Below are 17,011 nucleotides of genomic sequence, written 5' to 3'. Positions count from 1 at the left end.
CTGCTTATATCGATACTCCCGCTCAGCGTCAATCCGTGGAAGTCCGGACGCAAAAAACCACGGCGGACCTCGAAGGTCCGCCGTGGCTTGCATACGACGGTACGGCAACAGCCGGCGCGATGCGCCGGCGGCGCAGCACTTAGTCGAGCTTCTCGGCGATACGCGCCTTCTTGCCCGACAGGTTGCGCAGGAAGTACAGCTTGGCGCGGCGCACGGCGCCACGACGCTTGACGCTGATCTCGGCGACCTGCGGGCTGTACGTCTGGAACACGCGCTCGACGCCTTCGCCATGCGCAACCTTGCGCACGGTGAATGCCGAGTTCAGGCCGCGGTTGCGCTTGGCGATAACGACGCCTTCGAAGGCCTGGAGGCGCTCACGGTCGCCTTCCTTGACCTTGACCTTCACCTCGACCGTGTCGCCGGCGTTGAAGGTCGGAACCGTCTTGTCCATCTGTTCCGCTTCAATGGCGGCAATGATCTTGTTCGTACGCATGTCTGATACCTCTATTGAACCTACCGCTGCCGCGCGATGAACTCGCGCAACAGCGCCCTTGAATCGTCGTCCAGCTCCAGGCCGTCCAGCAGTTCCGGCCGCTTCAGCCAGGTCTGCCCCAACGCCTGCTGCCGGCGCCAGCGCGCGATTTTCGCATGATCGCCGGACATCAGCACCTCCGGCACTCCTGCATCGCGCCACATTTCCGGTCGTGTCCAGTGCGGATGGTCGAGCACGCCGTCGGTGAACGAATCGCTCACGGCCGACTGCTCGTGTCCCAGCACACCTGGCAACAACCGCGCAATGGCATCCAGCATCGCCATCGCCGCCAGTTCGCCGCCGGACAATACGAAGTCACCCAGCGACAACTCCAAATCCACTTCCTGCTGCACGAGGCGCTCATCGAGCCCCTCATAGCGCCCGCAAAGCAGAACCAGACCCGGTTCTGCACTGAGCCGCTGCGCCCATTGCTGGTCGAAGCGACTGCCCTGCGGTGACAGGTAGACCACTTTTGCCGGACCAACCGTGGCCTTGGCCTCGGCAATCGCAGCGGCGAGCGGCTCGGCTTCCATCACCATGCCGGGCCCGCCTCCGTACGGCCGGTCATCGACCCGCCGCCACTTGTTCGTGCTGTAGTCGCGCGGATTGCGCGTCGACAGCGACAACTGACCGCCTTCGACCGCGATCCGCGGCATTCCGTGCCGCGTCACCTGCTCCACCAGTTCAGGGAACAGCGTGATGACCTCGATCTTCATCACCAGTCCGGCTGCCACTCGCAGACGATGCGTCCGGCAACCCGATCGACATCAAGGACGATCTGCGGCGTCACGAACGGAATCATTCGCTCGGTGTCGCCGTCCATCACCACCAGCACATCCTGCGCACCATTGCTGGTGACATCGCTCACCGTGCCCAGCGACACCCCGTCCGGGTTCTCGACCCGCAGGCCGACCATGTCGACCCAGTAGTGCTCGCCTTCCGGCAACGCCGGCAGTGCTTCGCGCGGCACGGCGATTTCAGCGCCAATCAGGGCGGCGGCGACATCGCGATCGTCGATCGGCGAGCCGTTCGCGTCAGACAGCTGCGCGATCAGGCCCTGCCCCTGGATCTGCGACGCCAAGACCTTGGCCTCGAAACCGTCGCCACTGGTCAACCACCATTGGCGATAGCGCAGGATGTTGTCGGGCGGACGGGTGTATGAATGCACCTTGATCCAGCCCTTGACACCAAAAACGCCGGACACGCGGCCCAGCGTCACCCGATGCGTCGTCACGCCCGGGTCCGACAAACTCAGGCGGCGGCCTTCGGCGCCGTCTTCACCAGATAGGCAACGCGATCCGACAGCTGCGCGCCATTCTTGGTCCAGTGCTCAACGCGCGACACGTCGAGAACCAGCTTCTGCTCCTGACCCTTGGCGTTCGGGTTGTAGTAGCCGAGGCGCTCGATGAAGCGGCCGTCACGGCGGCTGCTCTTTTCGGTCGCAACGACGTGATAGAACGGGCGCTTCTTGGCGCCGGCGCGAGCCAAACGAATCGTAACCATGCTGTTTTCCTGAATTTCGGACAGTCCTCAGACGGACCGAGGGCCGCTGAAAGGGGGCGTATTGTAGCGATTTGTGCGCGAAAATCCAGAGGCTTAGCCCTGTTTCGGCACACCGTCCGGCGGCCGCCGCACCGGCATCGCTCAGGGCGGCAGCGGCCGGCCTTCGAGCAGGGCCGTGACGCGGGCCTGGATGTCGCCGGCAAAGCTGTCGCCGAAGCCGTAGTAGATCTGCGCAATCGTGCCGTCGGCGCGGATGATGAAGGTCGCCGGCAGGCGCCACAAATTGAAGTTCTTGGTGGCGATGCCAACCGGATCGACCACCACCGGATACGGCATCGGATGCGCCGTGAGGAAGCGCCGCGCCTGCTCGACGTTGTCGTCGATGCTGACCGACAGCACCGCGAAGCGGTCGCCATAGCCCGCATCGATGAAGTGCTGACGGATCGCGGCGATCTTCGGCATCGACTCGACGCACGGCCCGCACCAGCTCGCCCAGAAATCGACCACCACCACCTTGCCGCGCAGCTTGCTGAGGCGAATGTCCTTGGGCCCCTGCAGCACCACCCCGCCCGCTTCCGGCGCCTGCTGGTCGATGGCGATGGCCTGCGCCGGCCCGCTGACGGCCAGCGCCAGCAGCGCCGCGGCGCAAAGGCGGCGCATGCGGCTCAACGGCGCGGCATCATGCCGGGCGGCAGGCGCCCGGCCAGACCGCGCATCATCTTCGCCATGCCACCGCTGGCGACCTTCTTCATCATGTCGCGCGTGGTTTCGAACTGGCGCAACAGCTGATTGACCTGCTGCACTTCGACGCCGCTGCCAGCCGCGATGCGGCGCTTGCGCGAGGCCTTGATCAGATCCGGAAAGCGGCGTTCCTGCGCCGTCATCGAGTTGATGATGGCGACCGTGCGGCGCACCTGCTTCTCGGTGTCGACGTTCTTCAACTGCGCCTGAATCTGCGCGGCGCCCGGCAGCTTCTCGATCAGCGACTGCATGCTGCCCATGTTCTGCATCTGCAACATCTGCTCGCGGAAATCCTCGAGATCGAAGCGCTTGTTCTTCTTCAGCTTCTCGGCGAGCTTCTTGGCCTTGTCGTGGTCGACCTTGCGCGCCGTCTCCTCGATCAGGCTGAGCATGTCGCCCTGGCCAAGGATGCGCGTCGCAATGCGGTCCGGATGGAAGACTTCGAGGCGGTCGGACTTCTCGCCGACGCCGAGGAACTTGATCGGCTTGCCGGTGACGCTGCGCACCGACAGCGCCGCACCACCGCGGGCGTCGCCGTCGACCTTGGTCAGGATCACGCCGGTCAGCGGCAGCACGTCGGCAAACGCGCGCGCCGTCTTCGCCGCGTCCTGACCGGTCATGCTGTCGACCACGAACAACGTCTCGACCGGGTTGAGCGCCGCGTGCAGCGCGGCGATCTCCTTCATCATCTCCTCGTCGACCGTGGTGCGGCCGGCGGTATCGACGATCAGCACGTCGGCGTACTGCTTGCGCGCCTCGGCCAGCGCGGCCTGCGCGATGTCGACCGGGTTCTGGCCGACGCTGGACGGGAAGCAGTCGACGCCGACGTTGCCGGCGACGATGCGCAGCTGCTCGATGGCCGCCGGGCGATAGACGTCGCACGAGACCACCATCACCTTCTTTTTCTGTTCCTTCAGCCACAGCGCCAGCTTGCCGGTGCTGGTGGTCTTGCCCGAACCCTGCAGGCCGGCCATCAGAATGATCGCCGGCGGCTGCGCGCGCAGATTCAGCGGCTCGGTGACGCCGCCGAGCGTCGCGGTCAGCTCCTGCTGGACGACACGCAGGAATTCCTGGCCCGGCGTCAGCGACTGCGTGATCTCGACGCCCAATGCGCGCGTCTTGATCTTGTCGACGAACTCCTTGACGACCGGCAGCGCCACGTCGGCTTCGAGCAGCGCCATGCGCAGCTCGCGGCTCGCGGCATTGATCTGGTCTTCGGTCAGGCGACCCTGACCGCGAATGGAGTCGAGTACGCGCCCGAGGCGTGACGTCAGGTTTTCGAACATGGGACCGGCTGAACGGATGAGAGCGCCTATTGTAGCGGTGCCGGCCGCCGGCGTTGGCACGATCGGCGCGCGCCCTGACAGAGCGTGCTAGCCGCCGGTCAGCGCCTCGGCGTAATGCGCCGCGTGACGGCCGACGATCAGCTGCAGGCCGTCACCGGCCGTCACACTGCCGAGCACGCCGAGCCGGCGCAGCGCGTCAACATCGACCCGCGCCGGATCGCGCAGCGTCACGCGCAAGCGCGTCGTCGCGGCCGAGACCAGCGACAACAGATTGTCGCGACCGCCCAAGGCCGCCAGCCAGGCACCGGCGTCGACGGCGGGCGGCATCGACACCGGCCCGGCGTTCGTCACACTCGATGGTGGATGCGCTTCGGCGGCGGCCGGAAGCGGCACGGCATCCGGCAGCGCCCGCGCCGCCGTGCGCAGTTCGCCGGCGACGATGTCGGCCTGCGGTCCGAGCACGACCTGTAGCGCATCGGCCGACGGCCGCAACACGCCGCGCGCGCCAAGCCCGCGCAGCGCCGGCTCGTCGATGCGCTGCACATCGCGCACCGTCAGCCGCAGGCGCGTCGTGCAGGCGTCGATGACGAGCAGATTGCCGCTGCCGCCGAGCGCGGTGAGAAACGCTGCGGCCCGCGCCGTCACACCGGCCGGGACCTCGATGTCGGCGTCCGCCGGCACCGCCGATGCAGCACCGACGGCATCCGGCTCGCGGCCCGGCGTCTTCAGGCCGAAGCGCACGATCGCCCAGCGAAAGCTCGTGTAATAAATACCGGCGAACACCGCGCCGACCGGCCACAGCAGCAAGGGATGGCTGGCGAGTCCGAACGACAGTACGTAATCGATGGCGCCGGCCGAGAACGTGAAGCCGAGGCGCACGTGCAGCAGCGACATGACGACGCCGGAAATGCCGGTCAGCAGCGCGTGCAGTGCGTAGAGCCCCGGCGCGAGGAACATGAAGGTGAACTCGATCGGTTCGGTGACGCCGGTCAGAAACGACGTCAGCGCCATCGAGAACAACATGCCGGCCACCTGCCCGCGCCGCTCGCGTGGCGCGGCGTGGTACATCGCCAGACACGCGGCCGGCAGGCCGAACATCATGATCGGGAAAAAGCCGGTCATGAACGCGCCTGCGCTCGGATCGCCGGCGAAGAAGCGATGCAGGTCGCCATTGACGACCGCGCCGCTGGCGTCGGTGAAGCTGCCGAACACGAACCAGACCAGACTGTTGAGAATGTGGTGCAGGCCGGCGACCAACAGCAAGCGGTTCAGCACCAGGTAGACGAAGCTGCCGAGCGAGCCGGCGCCGACCAGCCACTGGCCGACGTGATCGATGCCGGACTGCACCGGCGGCCAGATCAGGCCGAACACCGCACCGAGCAGCAGGCAGCTCAGACCGGTGACGATGGGCACGAAGCGCTTGCCGCCGAAGAACGCCAGATATTCAGGCAGGCGGATGTCGCGAAAGCGGTTGTAGAGCACGCCGGCGACGACACCGACGATGACGCCGGCAAGCACGCCCATGTCGATATGCGGATCGATGGCCTTGAGCACGGCGCTCAGCACCAGATAGCCGATCACCGCCGCCAGCCCGGCGACGCCGTTATTCTCGATCGCGAAGCCGACCGCGACGCCGATCGCGAAGATCAGCGGCAGATTGCCGAACACCGCGTTGCCGGCATCGGCGAGCCAGCCCAGGCCCAGCAGATCGGGCTGACCGAAGCGCAGCATCAGGCCGGCGACCGGCAACACCGCAATCGGCAGCATCAACGCGCGGCCGATCTTCTGCAGCGGCGCAAAGAATTTCATCGACATGTGTTTCCCCGTTCCCTGAGCTTGGGCGTTTGCGTCAGCCGCCCGATCAGGCCGGCCACTTGGCCTTGGCGGCGCGACGGACGGCGGCCGCCGAATCGAGCGCCAACAACTCGCGTACCGCATCGCGGCAGGCCGGCAGATCAAGCTCACGCACGCGCGCCTTGACGCGCGCCACACTCGGCGCGTCCACCGACAGCTCGCTGACGCCGAGCCCCACCAGCACCGCAACCGCATCCGGATCGGACGCCAGCGCGCCACAGACACCGACCCAGACGCCATGCCGGCTGGCGCCTTCGACGGTCTGCGCGATCAGTCGCAGCACCGCCGGATGCAGCCCGTCGAGACGCGGCGCCAGGCCGGCGTGGCCGCGATCCATCGCCAGGACGTACTGCGTCAGATCGTTGGTGCCGATCGACAGAAAGTCGACGTGCGCGGCGAGTTGCTCGGCGAGCAACGCGGCGGCCGGCACCTCGATCATCGCGCCGAGCGGCGGCAGCGCGTCGATGCCCATTTCGGCCGCCAGCGCCGTCAGCCGTTCGCGCACCGCGATGATCTCGGCGACCTCGGTGACCATCGGCAGCATGATCCGGCACTGCTGAGGTCGACGCAGCGCCAGCAAGGCACGCAACTGCTGTTCAAAGACGTCGTGATGCAGCTCGACGATACGCACGCCACGCAAGCCCAGCGCCGGGTTCGGCTCATGCGGGAACGGCAGATAGCCGACCGGCTTGTCGCCGCCGACATCGAGCGTGCGGATGATCACCGGCCGCTCATGCATCGCATCGAGAATCACCTCGTAGCTGGCGCGTTGCGCATCGGCGTCCGGCGCGGCATCGCGATCGAGGAACAGGATTTCCGTGCGCAGCAGGCCGATCGCGTCGGCACCGGCCGCATAAGCGGCCTGCGCACCGCGGCGATCGGTGATGTTGGCCGCGACCTCGATACGCGTGCCATCGCGCGTCAGCGCCGCTTCCTGCGCCCGGGCCTGCAATTCGCTTTGACGGCGCTGGCGCGACGCAAGCTCGGCCCGCACCGCCGCCAGACGCTCGCCGTCCGGTGCGAACTCGAAGCGGCCGCGATCGGCATCGACGATCACCGTCGCGCCGTCGGCGCAGGTCGCTGCGGCATCGCCGAGCCCTACCAGCACCGGCACGCCTTGTGCGCGAGCAATGATCGCCACATGCGAGGTCACGCCGCCGCGGATCAGGCACAGGCCTTTCAGGCGCGCGGCGTCCAGCGTCGAGAATTCCGATGGCGTCAGATCGTCGGCGAGCACCACCGCGGCATCCGGCAGCGCCGGGCCGCTCTGCGAGCCGACGCCAAGCGCGCGCAGCATGCGCCGTTCGAGATCGCGCAGGTCGTTGACGCGTTCGGCGATCAGGCTGTGTTCGAGTTCGGCCAGCAGCTGGCACTGTTGATCGATCGCGGTCTGCCAGGCCGCCGCGGCGCTGTCGCCGGCAGCGATGCGCGTGCGCGCGGCAGCGACGATCTGCGGATCGTTGAGCAGCGCCAGGTGCGCATCGAAGATATCGGCTTCGGCCGTCCTTTGCCGGGCGCGCGCGGCAACCGTCGCGGCGATGATCGCGGCACTGACGTCGCCGAACGCGCGATCGAGCTTGTCGGTTTCCCGGGCCGGCGATTCGCCGCGCTGCGGCACCTCGAAGCGCTCCGCCGCCCAACGCACCAGCGTGCCGATGGCGATGCCCGGCGCCGCGCTGACACCGCCGATCACATCGGGCGCCAGCAGACCGCCACCGCTGGCCATCGTGCCGGCCGATGACGTGGCATGGACCTCGCCGGCGATCCGCGTCTCCAGCGCCGCGACGACCGCCGCCACGGCGGCGGCGGCGTCGCCGCCCTCACCGCGCACCTTGACCGCATCGTCCTCGCGCAAGCCCAGCCCCATCAACGCGACGACGCTGCGCGCGTCGGCCTGCCGCTCGCCGGCCCGCAACTGCACGCGCGCCGTGAACGGCGCCAACGCCTGCCGGACGCGCGCCGCGGGCCGCGCATGCAGGCCGCCGCTCTGACGGACAACGGCGGCGGCTTCGACGATCTCAGCGGCCGCCGTCGGCCCGCTCATGGGCGCCGCGGTCGCGCGCGCCGACAGTCGCAGCAAGGGCGCACCGCTGTCGACTGGCAGGTAGTCGGCCACCTCGCGGGCGGCGATGTCGCGCTGCTCGCCATTGGCGACGGCGACCACCGTCAGCAGGCTCTTGGCGCGCGATGCCAGCGCATCCAGATCGAATGCGATCAGCAACTGCCCGGCCCGCACCCGCGCGCCCTGCGCGACGTGCGCGGCAAAGCCCTCGCCCTGCAGCTGCACGGTCTCGACGCCGATGTGCATCAACAGCTCGCTGCCGCTGTCGGTCTTCAGGGTCAGCGCATGTGCGGTGCGCGCCAGCTGGACGACCGTGCCGTCGCAGGGCGCACGCAACTCGCCGACCAGCGGATCGATCGCGCAGCCGTCGCCGACCAGACCGTCGGCGAACACCGGGTCCGGCACGTCGCGCAGCGGAAAGACGACGCCGGCCAGCGGGGCCGCGATCGTTTCATCGTCGGTGGCCTGGGGCGGCTCGGTCACGCGGAATTCTCCCATCGGCGTTTCCTGGCGGCACGGCGACGCCTGACAGCTAGCGCGTCGACGTCACCTTGTTGAGATGACGCGGAGCGTCGGCATCGAGGCCGCGCGCCTGCGAAAGCTGCGCGGCCATCACATAGAAGCTCTGGATGGCCAGCAGCGGATCAAGATCGACGTGCGCGCTGCTCGTCAGCGGCAGATCGCGGTCCACGACGTCGTCCGGCGCCGCCAACAGCACGCGTGCACCACGCCCACGCATCTCCCGGGCGACCTCGAGCAGGCCGGCCTGCTCCGGCCCGCGCGGCGCGAAGACCAGCATCGGGTAGCGGTCGTCGACCAGCGCCATCGGTCCGTGCCGGACTTCGGCACCGCTGAAGGCCTCGGCCTGCAGCGCGCAGGTCTCCTTGAACTTGAGCGCCGCTTCCAGCGCGATCGACAGCGTCCGGCCGCGGCCGATCACCATCATTCGCGACGCATCGCGCAGCGCCGTCACCGCCGGCGTCCAGTCGAGTTGCGAGGCCGCGTGCAGCGCCGCCGGCAACGATGCGAGGGCATCGAGCAGCGCGGCATCCTGCTGCCAATGCGCGACCAGCCGTGCGCCCATCGCCAGCGTCGCGATATAGCTCTTGGTCGCCGCCACGCTCAATTCCGGACCGGCGCCCAGCGGCAACGAGACGGTCGCCGCCTCGGCGAGCGGCGAGCCTTCGGCATTGACCATGGCCACGCTCAGCGCGCCAGCGGCGGTCAGCGCACGCGTGGTCTCGACCAGGTCGGGACTGCGCCCCGACTGCGACAACGCCAGCACCAGCTGATCGCGGACCTGCAGCGGCGTCTGCCCCAGCGTCACCAGCGACATCGGCAGCGACGCCACCGGCACTCCGAGCCGGCTCATCAGCAAATAGCCGAGGTAGTTGGCGGCGTGATCCGAGCTGCCGCGCGCCACCGTCAACGCAACCTTCGGCGCCAGCGTGCGCAGGCGTGCGCCGAGCGCCGCCAGGGTCGCGGCGCTCGGCGCGGCCTGCGCCGCGACCGCGTCGCCAGCGGACAACGCCTCTTCGAGCATCCGCGACATCACAAAGATTCTCCTTCGATATGGACGGCAACGACGTTCAGGTCCGCGTCGAGCGCAACCAGGTCCGCCCAGGCGCCGACGGCGATGCGGCCACGGTCGGCAATGCCGAGATAGTCCGCCGGATAGGTCGACAGGCGTCGCGAGGCGTCCTCGACCGACAAGCCCATGTGCACCAGATTGCGCAGCGCCTGATCGAGCGTCAGCGTACTGCCGGCCAGCGTGCCGTCAGCGAGTCGCACGCAACCGAGCGACTTGGTGACGCGGTGACGGCCCAGGTGGTAATGGCCGTCCGGCATGCCGGTCGCCGCGGTCGAGTCGCTGACGCAGTACAGATGCGGAATCGCACGCAGTGCGGCACGGATCGCGCCCGGGTGGACGTGCACCAGATCGGGAATCAGTTCGCAGTAGTCGGCGTGCGCGAAAGCCGCGCCGGTGATGCCCGGCGTGCGGTGATGCAGACCGGTCATGGCATTGAACAAGTGCGTGAAGCCGCTGGCGCCATGTTCGAGCGCACGCACGCCATCCTCATAGGTGCCAACCGAGTGGCCGACCTGCGCACGAATGCCGCGTGCGCTGAGAAAACGCACAACATCCAGATGCCCGGCAATCTCCGGGGCGATGGTGACCACGCGGATCGGCGCCATTGCGCACTGCCGTTCGAGGTCCTCGAGCGCCGCCGTGGTCGCGAAGTCCGGCTGCGCACCGAGCTTCTGCGGATTGATGTAAGGCCCTTCCAGATGAACGCCGAGCACGCGCGCGCTGCCCGTCGGCCGCGGCGCCGCGGCATGGCGGCCGATCGCCGCCAGCACGGCTTCGATTTCCTCGCGCGGCGCCGTCATCGTCGTCGTCAACAGCGACGTCGTGCCGTACCGCGCATGCGTGCGCGCGATCGTCGTGAACGCGTCGCCACCGTCCATCACATCGGCGCCGCCGCCGCCGTGCACGTGCAAATCGATAAAGCCCGGCAGGATCGTCCATTCGCCGTCGATCGCGGTCGGCGCCGGCGCACCATCGAGCACCGCGATACGACCGTCTTCGATGTGGATCACACCGCGACGCCAGCCCTGTGGCGTGAGATACCGTCCTGCGGTGTGATGTGCACTCATCGATTCAGCTCTGCGACGAAGTCGTAGTAGTCGCCATGGCAATAGGTGTCGGTCAACTCGATCGCCACGCCGTCGCGGGCATAGCCGATACGCATGACGCGCAGGATTGCCGCGCCTTCCTTCATCTCGAGAAAGCCGGCGAGACGCTTGTCGACGTTGACCGCGCGGAAATACTGCAGCGCGCGCACCACCGGCATGCCATGCGCATCGAGCCAGCCGTACAGCGACTCGCCGACCGCCTGCGGGTCGGGCAGCACGCGGCGCGGCAGCACCGAACGCTCGTAGGCGATGACCTTGCCGTCGGCACTGCGCAGACGCGTCAGGGCGCTGACCTCGGCCTGCGGCGACAGGCCCAGGCGCATGATCTCTTCGGCACTGGCGGGTCGCAGCTGGCGCTCGAGCCAGTGCGTGCCCGGCTCGTAGCCCTTGCGTCGCAGCGTGTCGGTGAAGCTGGTCAGGCTGGTCAGCGGGTGCTCGATGTGCCGAGTGACGAACGTACCGGCGCCCTGACGGCGCGCGATCAAGCCCTGCTCTTCGACAGCGTCGAGCGCCATGCGCAGCGTGACCCGCGAGATCTTCAGCTCCTCGCAGAGCACGCGTTCCGGCGGCAGTGCATCACCGGGCTTCCACGAGCCGCCCTGAATCGCGTCGGCGAGCTTGCGGGCGAGCTGCAGATAGCGCGGCGTCGCGTCGCCATCCCCGGGCATCAGGGCCTGCAGTCGCGGATCGCGGGACGGTTTGGATTTTTTGGCCGGCATCACTGTGACCTTTATAATACCTTTCTAATACCACTTGCAAGCATCAATGGAGGGTGACGCCCTTGTCACGCAACGGCATCGCGCTCCGTGGAGCATACGGGCTGCACTCACAACGCGGCGACCGCTCATGGCGCAACATCGAGCCGCGCGCTTTCGAAGGCTGGCAGCACCGATGCCGGCGTACCGTCGAAGCGCAGACAGAGATTGTGATCACCCTGCACCGCCGCTGCCCAGCGCGCCCGCACCCGATAACGCACCCCGGCCCGATCGGCACCGGCCGGCAGGGCGATGCGCGCCAGCAGCGGCCCGTCGCAATGGTCCAGGCGCACCTCGATATCGCCATGGGCCAGTGGCGATGACCGCTGCACGCGCGACGCGGCGTCATGCGCGAGCTGGAAATTCCATGGCAGACTCGCCGCATTGATCGTGATGCCGGCCGTGCCATCGAGCGGCGCCGCCACAAACACCGCACACGGATCAAACAACTCGACGTTGTAACGCGGCCCGGCATCGGCATCGTCGGCGTGCATCGGCACGCGCAGCGGCACACCACCGGCATTGCACGGCCGCAGCGCGGCGTTGTCGCGCGTACGCGCATCTGCAATATCGACATGCCGGGTGCGCGGCGCAGACAGCGGCGCACCGTGCACATCGACCGCCTGTGCACTGATCGTGGCCGGCAGCGACACGGTGAACGGCCCGGTGTAAGGGTGCATCCGCGTCGTATCGACCAGCCGATAGCGCAGGGTCACGCCATCGATCTGCGTCGACAGGCGGATGCGCGCACGGCCGCCATCGATCGGCGTTGCATCGATGACCGGGGCGAATGCCGTGTCTGACGCGACCACGCCGAGCCGGCGCAGTCGCGCGAGCTGCGCCGGGAGACGCGCAATGAACGACGACCAGTCGCGATCCGCGACGGGCGTCCAATCCACCTCGGCCAGCGCACTGACGCGCGGAAACAAGGCATCGAATACATCGCGCGCCGAGGTCTTGTACTCGGTCCACAAGTTGGCCTGCGCGCCAAGCACATGCCGCGCCTGCTGCGCATCGAGCACCCCCGGCACCGGCTCGAAGCCGTAGACCGCTTCAAGGGTCTGCGGCATCAAGCGGCCCGCCGGCTCGTCACCGCGGCGACTTTCTAGATTGTCGAGATACAGCGCCGGCGACGGTGACAGGACGACGTCGTGCCCGGCTCGCGCGGCATCGATCGCACCTTGAGTGCCGCGCCATGACATCACCGTTGCATCGGCGGGCACGCCTCCTTCGAGGATTTCGTCCCAGCCGATCAGGCGACGGCCATGCGCATCCAGATAGCGGCCGATACGAGCCATGAACCAAGCCTGCAGGGCGTTTGCGTCGGCGATGCCCAGCGCGTGCATACGCTGCTGCACCGCCGCCGATGCCTGCCATTGATCCTTGATCGCCTCGTCGCCGCCGACATGGATATAACGCGACGGAAACAGCGCCATCACTTCGTCGAGCACATTGTCGATGAACGTGAACGTGCGCTCGTCGACGCCGTAGAGATACGGGTGTACACCCCAGTCATGCGACACGCTTGGCCGCACGATGCCCGGCACCCCGACCCACGGCAGTGCTGCGACCGCCGCTTGCGCATGTCCCGGCATGTCGAGCTCCGGCACCACGGTGATGTGCCGCGCCGCCGCGTAGGCGACGATCTGGCGCACCTCGTCCTGCGTGTAATAGCCGCCGTAGCGCTGCGGCCGGCCGTGATCGTCCGGCAGCGGCGCCGTGCGCCACGAACCGACATCGGTCAACTGCGGATAGCGTTTGATCTGCAGGCGCCAGCCCTGATCGTCCGTCAGGTGCCAGTGAAAGACATTGAGCTTGTGCAGCGCCATGGCATCGAGCAGGCGTTCGATATCGGCAACCGGCAGATAGTGCCGGGCAACGTCGAGCATGACGCCACGCCAGCGAAAGCGCGGCCAGTCGACGATATGCAGCGCCGGGACGGTAACGTCACCCGACCCGGCCTGCGGCGTCAGCAATTGCAGCAGGGTCACGGCCCCGTAAAACAACCCATCCTCGTCGCGCGCCACGACACATGCACAGCGCGCATCGACGTCCACTACATAGCCCGACGCGTGATCGACACCGGCGTCGTCACGCAAGATCAGCGACAGATGCGGTCCACTCGCCGACTCGACGATGTGCGGCGTCACGCCAATCTGTTTCTGAAGCGCGCCGCGCAGCCACTGCGCAACGCGCTGCGCCGCCGCATCGTTCGCCGGCGCGACGATTTCCACCGCCGCCGCGCGCGGCAATCCCGCATTGTCGCGCAGTGACAGCTGCGCCGGCGCTGGCAACAACGCCGGTGCGGACGCCAACGCCGGCATCATCCAGATGCCCCAAGCTGCGCACAGCAGATACCACCCTGTCTTGACGCGCGTACCGCTGCGATACATTGCCGCCTCTCCCGATGTGCGCCGTGTTCGCGCCATTGTCCGTGAAGTCTGCCGTGCGTCACGCAAAAGGGCCTGGACTACGCCAGGCCCCTTCGCGTTCTGCAGGCGCCGAGCTTCAGAACTTGACGTGCAGGCCCGCCATGTAACGTGGCCCGGTCGTATAACGCGCCACCGGCATGTCCTTCGAACCCTGGTACTGGAAGTACTTTTCGTTGAGCAGGTTCATGCCATCGACGGAGATCGAGACGTTCTCGGTGAATGCCCAGCCGACCGACGCGGAAACATCGGTATAGCTGTCGGTCGTCGCCGGCTGCGCACCAGCAACGTACCCGGCGCCGAGATAGTCGCTGCGATAGTTGTAGTTGATGCGCGCGCTCAGCGGCCCCTTCTCGTAGTACGGGCTGACGCTCAGCGAATTGCGCGACTGGTACGGCATCTTGGTGCCGGCATCGGTCTTGCCCTTGGCGAAGGTATAGTTCGCCGCCAGACCGAGGCCGGTGCCGCCGAACGGCTGCTGATACGACACGGTGTAGCCGTAGATCTTCGCGCCGCCCTCGTTGTGCGGCCGCGAGATCGAGTAGTCGCAATAGCCGTCCGCGGTGCAGCCACCGGAGCCCTCCATCGCACGCCACGAATCCGGATCGGTGTCCTTGATCGAGTTGTAATGACGCTCGGTCGCCGGCGTGATGAAGATGTAGTTCTGCACGTCCTTGTAGAAGCCGGACACCGCAAGTACCGACTGCGGCGCGAAGTACCACTCGGCCGAGACGTTGTAGTTGTACGACTTGTACGGATCGATGTCCGGGTTGCCGCCGCTGCCGGTCAGCACCGTGTCGTTGAGGAAGGTCTGGTTGACCATCAGGTTGTATGGCGCCCAGGCGATGACCTTGGCGGCCGCACCGCGCAGCACGATCTGGTTGGTGACGTCCCAGGCGATGTTGAACGACGGCAGGAAGTTGTTCTTGGTGTTCGACTGGCTCTGCCACCAGCCTTCCGGCGCCGGCAGCACTGGCGCCGCATTGTTGGGAATGACGTAGGCGGCGCTCTCGGTCTTGGTGTGCACTTGGCGCACGCCGATGTTGCCGCGCACCGACTCGTTGGCAAAGTTCAGCTGCGCATAACCGGCGGCGTTCTTCTGCGTCAGATCCCAGGTGTTATTGAGCGTCGAGCCCGGATCCGGGTTGTCGTAATCCAGATCGCTGGCACCGATCCAGTCCTCAATGTTGTGCTTGCCGACCTGTACGTGATGCGCGAAGTCCTCGAACACGTCGAACTCGTTGAGCGTGTTGGTTTCGCCAATCGTGCCGACGTCGGCCAGGGTGCCCTTGTTGACGCCACCGTAGACGTAAAGACCATAGTCTTCGTCGTGCTGGTTGTAGCGCGCGCCGACCAGCAACTCGCGGAAGAAGCCGTCGAACTTCTTGCTGAAATCGAGCTGTGCGTACTTGTCCTTGGCGTGCGACGAGAACACGCCGTTATTGCCCATCCAGCCGGTCCCGTCCCAATTCGCCGGGTCATGCGCTTCGGCCGATTTGTCGAATTCGAAGCCCTTGTTGATGTCCCACGAAAAGCCGCCGTGGTAAACCGGCTCGAGCAGATACTGGCTGATGTGCGGATTGTCCGACTTTGACGCCCCGAGCTTGCCGCCCAGGCTCCAGCCTTCGCCCTGATAGGTGCTGGCAAGATCGACGCCCTTGGTCTTGACCTCCGACTGACGTAGCTGGTTGTCATAGACGACACCGGCATCGGTGGTGGCATCCGAATGACCGCCGGTGATGACGCCGCTGGGACCGCGATCGAAGTGCGTGACGGCTCCGATCGACTGCGAATTCCAGCTCATGAAGTTGTACATCGACTGGTTGTAGTTGTCGAAGTTCTCCTTGATGTAGAGACCCGACAGGTTCACATCGAGATTGTCGATCGGCGCGAACTGCAGGTTCGCGAGCACGCTGTCGCGCTTGCGCTTCTGCTGGAAATAGGCGGTGTTGATTTCGTCCGGCACCATGTCGTCGGCGTTGAGTTCACCGTTGTCGACCTGCCCCTGGACGTTGGCATTGCTTGCCGCGTAATACGAGACCGGGTGATAGCCGAAGACCTCGATACCCTGGCGGTTGACCTCTTCCTCGTAGTGCTGCGCGGCGACGTCGAAACCGAAAGTGCTGCCGGCATTTTTCCAGCTGTACAGCATCGACGCGCTGGGATGGCCGGTGTCGGCCTGGTCGCTGTAGTCATAGCTGACCGAGCCACTGAAGGTGTTGGCGTCGAGATCCAGCGGCTTGCGCGAATGCAGCAGCACGGTGCCGCCGAGACTGCCTTCCGGCAGGCGCGCTTCGGATGACTTGATGACTTCCAGGTTGCCCAGCATTTCCGGTGCGAGCAGCGTGTGGTCGAAGCCACGGTTCGGCGTTTCGCCGTACAGCCAGATCGCCTGCGCGACCGGATGCCCATCAAGCAGCGTCAGGTTCAGGCTCGGGTCGGTGCCGTCGATGCTGACGCGCTCGCCCTGGCCGAAGCGCCGATCGATGGTCACACCCGGCATCAACGCCATCGCCTCGGCGACATTGGTGTTCGGGAACTTGCCGATATCGTCGGCCGTCAGCGCTTCGGAAATCGTGTCGTTGTTGCGCTTGGTCTCGAGAGACTTGGCAAGGCTGGCGCGAATGCCGGTAACGACGATCTCGGCGATCGTCGAATCATTGGAGTCCGATGCGGCATCGGCGGGCGCTGCCTTGTCGCTTGCCGGCGTCGTCTGCTCGGCACGGCTCAGGGCCGGGTACAGGGCCAGCGCGGAAACGCCGACAGTGAGGACTGCTCGATAATCTCGGTATGGCTTACGCATGGGAATAGACCTCGATACTAGTGACGGCGTTTTCGATGACGTGACGTTCGCCGACGAAGCGGCGGATGCTGCGGTGACGAAACACGGCGCCCGCTGTCGCGGGCGCACACCGGTAGAGGACCCCACGAGATACCGCGACCCCGCACGCGATCGGACGCCGACGACAGGCCTGTACCTGCCGCGACGCGCCGTATTCACTGTTGCGTGCCGTCATGACCGCCCCCTTCCCGCGATGAGCGCACGATGACGCTCACGTAATACCTGTATGACAATGGTATTAAGAAGGTATTAGTTTGGTTTTGTCAACCACCAATCGAATGAGGCGCACGCGCAGCAGACGGCCGCCGCC

Annotated in this window: 14 protein-coding genes; all 14 read right to left on the bottom strand. The window is 66.7% G+C overall.

The window, feature by feature from the left end; genetic code table 11:
- Positions 1–139: 139 nt before the first annotated feature.
- The 14 genes from rplS to G7Y82_RS09370 all read right to left on the bottom strand — a co-directional run bounded on the left by rplS (position 140) and on the right by G7Y82_RS09370 (position 16,876).
- The gene (rplS, locus tag G7Y82_RS09435; protein WP_168147792.1) at positions 140–493 is read right to left on the bottom strand and encodes a 50S ribosomal protein L19; all 354 of its coding nucleotides are present in this window, start codon (positions 491–493) and stop codon (positions 140–142) included.
- Between the two features lie 20 nt (positions 494–513).
- Positions 514–1,248 (bottom strand): tRNA (guanosine(37)-N1)-methyltransferase TrmD, encoded by a 735-nt coding sequence (gene trmD, locus G7Y82_RS09430; RefSeq protein WP_168147791.1) that lies wholly within the window; start codon positions 1,246–1,248, stop codon positions 514–516.
- A complete protein-coding gene (gene rimM / locus G7Y82_RS09425) occupies positions 1,248–1,766 on the bottom strand; it encodes a ribosome maturation factor RimM (protein ID WP_168147790.1) in 519 nt (172 codons plus the stop codon). Before rimM ends, trmD begins: the two co-directional genes overlap by 1 nt.
- 17 nt (positions 1,767–1,783) lie before the next feature.
- The gene (rpsP, locus tag G7Y82_RS09420) at positions 1,784–2,035 is read right to left on the bottom strand and encodes a 30S ribosomal protein S16 (RefSeq protein ID WP_168147789.1); all 252 of its coding nucleotides are present in this window, start codon (positions 2,033–2,035) and stop codon (positions 1,784–1,786) included.
- Between the two features lie 141 nt (positions 2,036–2,176).
- A complete protein-coding gene (locus G7Y82_RS09415) occupies positions 2,177–2,695 on the bottom strand; it encodes a TlpA family protein disulfide reductase (protein WP_168147965.1) in 519 nt (172 codons plus the stop codon).
- 5 nt (positions 2,696–2,700) lie between these two features.
- Positions 2,701–4,062, bottom strand: a complete 1,362-nt coding sequence (gene ffh, locus G7Y82_RS09410) for a signal recognition particle protein (RefSeq protein ID WP_168147788.1) — start codon at positions 4,060–4,062, stop codon at positions 2,701–2,703.
- Between the two features lie 87 nt (positions 4,063–4,149).
- Positions 4,150–5,877, bottom strand: coding sequence for an N-acetylglucosamine-specific PTS transporter subunit IIBC (gene nagE, locus G7Y82_RS09405; RefSeq protein WP_240954195.1), 1,728 nt, complete (start codon positions 5,875–5,877; stop codon positions 4,150–4,152).
- Positions 5,878–5,923: 46 nt separating this feature from the next.
- The gene (ptsP, locus tag G7Y82_RS09400; protein ID WP_168147786.1) at positions 5,924–8,476 is read right to left on the bottom strand and encodes a phosphoenolpyruvate--protein phosphotransferase; all 2,553 of its coding nucleotides are present in this window, start codon (positions 8,474–8,476) and stop codon (positions 5,924–5,926) included.
- Between the two features lie 34 nt (positions 8,477–8,510).
- On the bottom strand, positions 8,511–9,533 hold the full coding sequence (locus G7Y82_RS09395) for an SIS domain-containing protein (RefSeq protein WP_366515648.1): 1,023 nt from the start codon (positions 9,531–9,533) through the stop codon (positions 8,511–8,513).
- Entirely contained in the window at positions 9,530–10,636 is a 1,107-nt protein-coding gene (nagA, locus tag G7Y82_RS09390) for an N-acetylglucosamine-6-phosphate deacetylase (RefSeq protein ID WP_168147785.1), read from the bottom strand. Before nagA ends, G7Y82_RS09395 begins: the two co-directional genes overlap by 4 nt.
- Positions 10,633–11,343 carry a GntR family transcriptional regulator gene (locus G7Y82_RS09385; RefSeq protein WP_366515649.1) on the bottom strand — a complete coding sequence of 237 codons (711 nt, stop codon included), beginning with the start codon at positions 11,341–11,343 and terminating at the stop codon, positions 10,633–10,635. Before G7Y82_RS09385 ends, nagA begins: the two co-directional genes overlap by 4 nt.
- 176 nt (positions 11,344–11,519) lie before the next feature.
- Positions 11,520–13,823 carry a family 20 glycosylhydrolase gene (locus G7Y82_RS09380; protein ID WP_168147783.1) on the bottom strand — a complete coding sequence of 768 codons (2,304 nt, stop codon included), beginning with the start codon at positions 13,821–13,823 and terminating at the stop codon, positions 11,520–11,522.
- Positions 13,824–13,938: 115 nt separating this feature from the next.
- Positions 13,939–16,662, bottom strand: a complete 2,724-nt coding sequence (locus tag G7Y82_RS09375) for a TonB-dependent receptor (protein WP_168147782.1) — start codon at positions 16,660–16,662, stop codon at positions 13,939–13,941.
- Entirely contained in the window at positions 16,655–16,876 is a 222-nt protein-coding gene (locus tag G7Y82_RS09370; protein ID WP_168147781.1) for a hypothetical protein, read from the bottom strand. The genes G7Y82_RS09375 and G7Y82_RS09370 overlap by 8 nt, the downstream gene beginning before the upstream one ends.
- Positions 16,877–17,011 lie beyond the last annotated feature (135 nt).

Origin of the sequence: Solimonas marina (assembly GCF_012241385.1) — a bacterium.
Lineage (GTDB): Bacteria > Pseudomonadota > Gammaproteobacteria > Nevskiales > Nevskiaceae > Solimonas > Solimonas marina.
This window is presented reverse-complemented; position numbering and strand designations above follow the sequence as displayed.

Bases quoted from the DNA above. Each gene is read 5' to 3' on its own strand.
- ptsP (WP_168147786.1), bottom strand. From the start codon at position 8,476: ATGGGAGAATTCCGCGTGACCGAGCCGCCCCAGGCCACCGACGATGAA.
- G7Y82_RS09385 (WP_366515649.1), bottom strand. From the start codon at position 11,343: ATGCCCGGGGATGGCGACGCGACGCCGCGCTATCTGCAGCTCGCCCGC.
- G7Y82_RS09370 (WP_168147781.1), bottom strand. From the start codon at position 16,876: ATGACGGCACGCAACAGTGAATACGGCGCGTCGCGGCAGGTACAGGCC.
- trmD (WP_168147791.1), bottom strand. From the start codon at position 1,248: ATGAAGATCGAGGTCATCACGCTGTTCCCTGAACTGGTGGAGCAGGTG.
- rplS (WP_168147792.1), bottom strand. From the start codon at position 493: ATGCGTACGAACAAGATCATTGCCGCCATTGAAGCGGAACAGATGGAC.
- G7Y82_RS09375 (WP_168147782.1), bottom strand. From the start codon at position 16,662: ATGCGTAAGCCATACCGAGATTATCGAGCAGTCCTCACTGTCGGCGTT.
- nagA (WP_168147785.1), bottom strand. From the start codon at position 10,636: ATGAGTGCACATCACACCGCAGGACGGTATCTCACGCCACAGGGCTGG.
- rpsP (WP_168147789.1), bottom strand. From the start codon at position 2,035: ATGGTTACGATTCGTTTGGCTCGCGCCGGCGCCAAGAAGCGCCCGTTC.
- G7Y82_RS09415 (WP_168147965.1), bottom strand. From the start codon at position 2,695: ATGCGCCGCCTTTGCGCCGCGGCGCTGCTGGCGCTGGCCGTCAGCGGG.
- ffh (WP_168147788.1), bottom strand. From the start codon at position 4,062: ATGTTCGAAAACCTGACGTCACGCCTCGGGCGCGTACTCGACTCCATT.
- G7Y82_RS09380 (WP_168147783.1), bottom strand. From the start codon at position 13,823: ATGTATCGCAGCGGTACGCGCGTCAAGACAGGGTGGTATCTGCTGTGC.
- nagE (WP_240954195.1), bottom strand. From the start codon at position 5,877: ATGTCGATGAAATTCTTTGCGCCGCTGCAGAAGATCGGCCGCGCGTTG.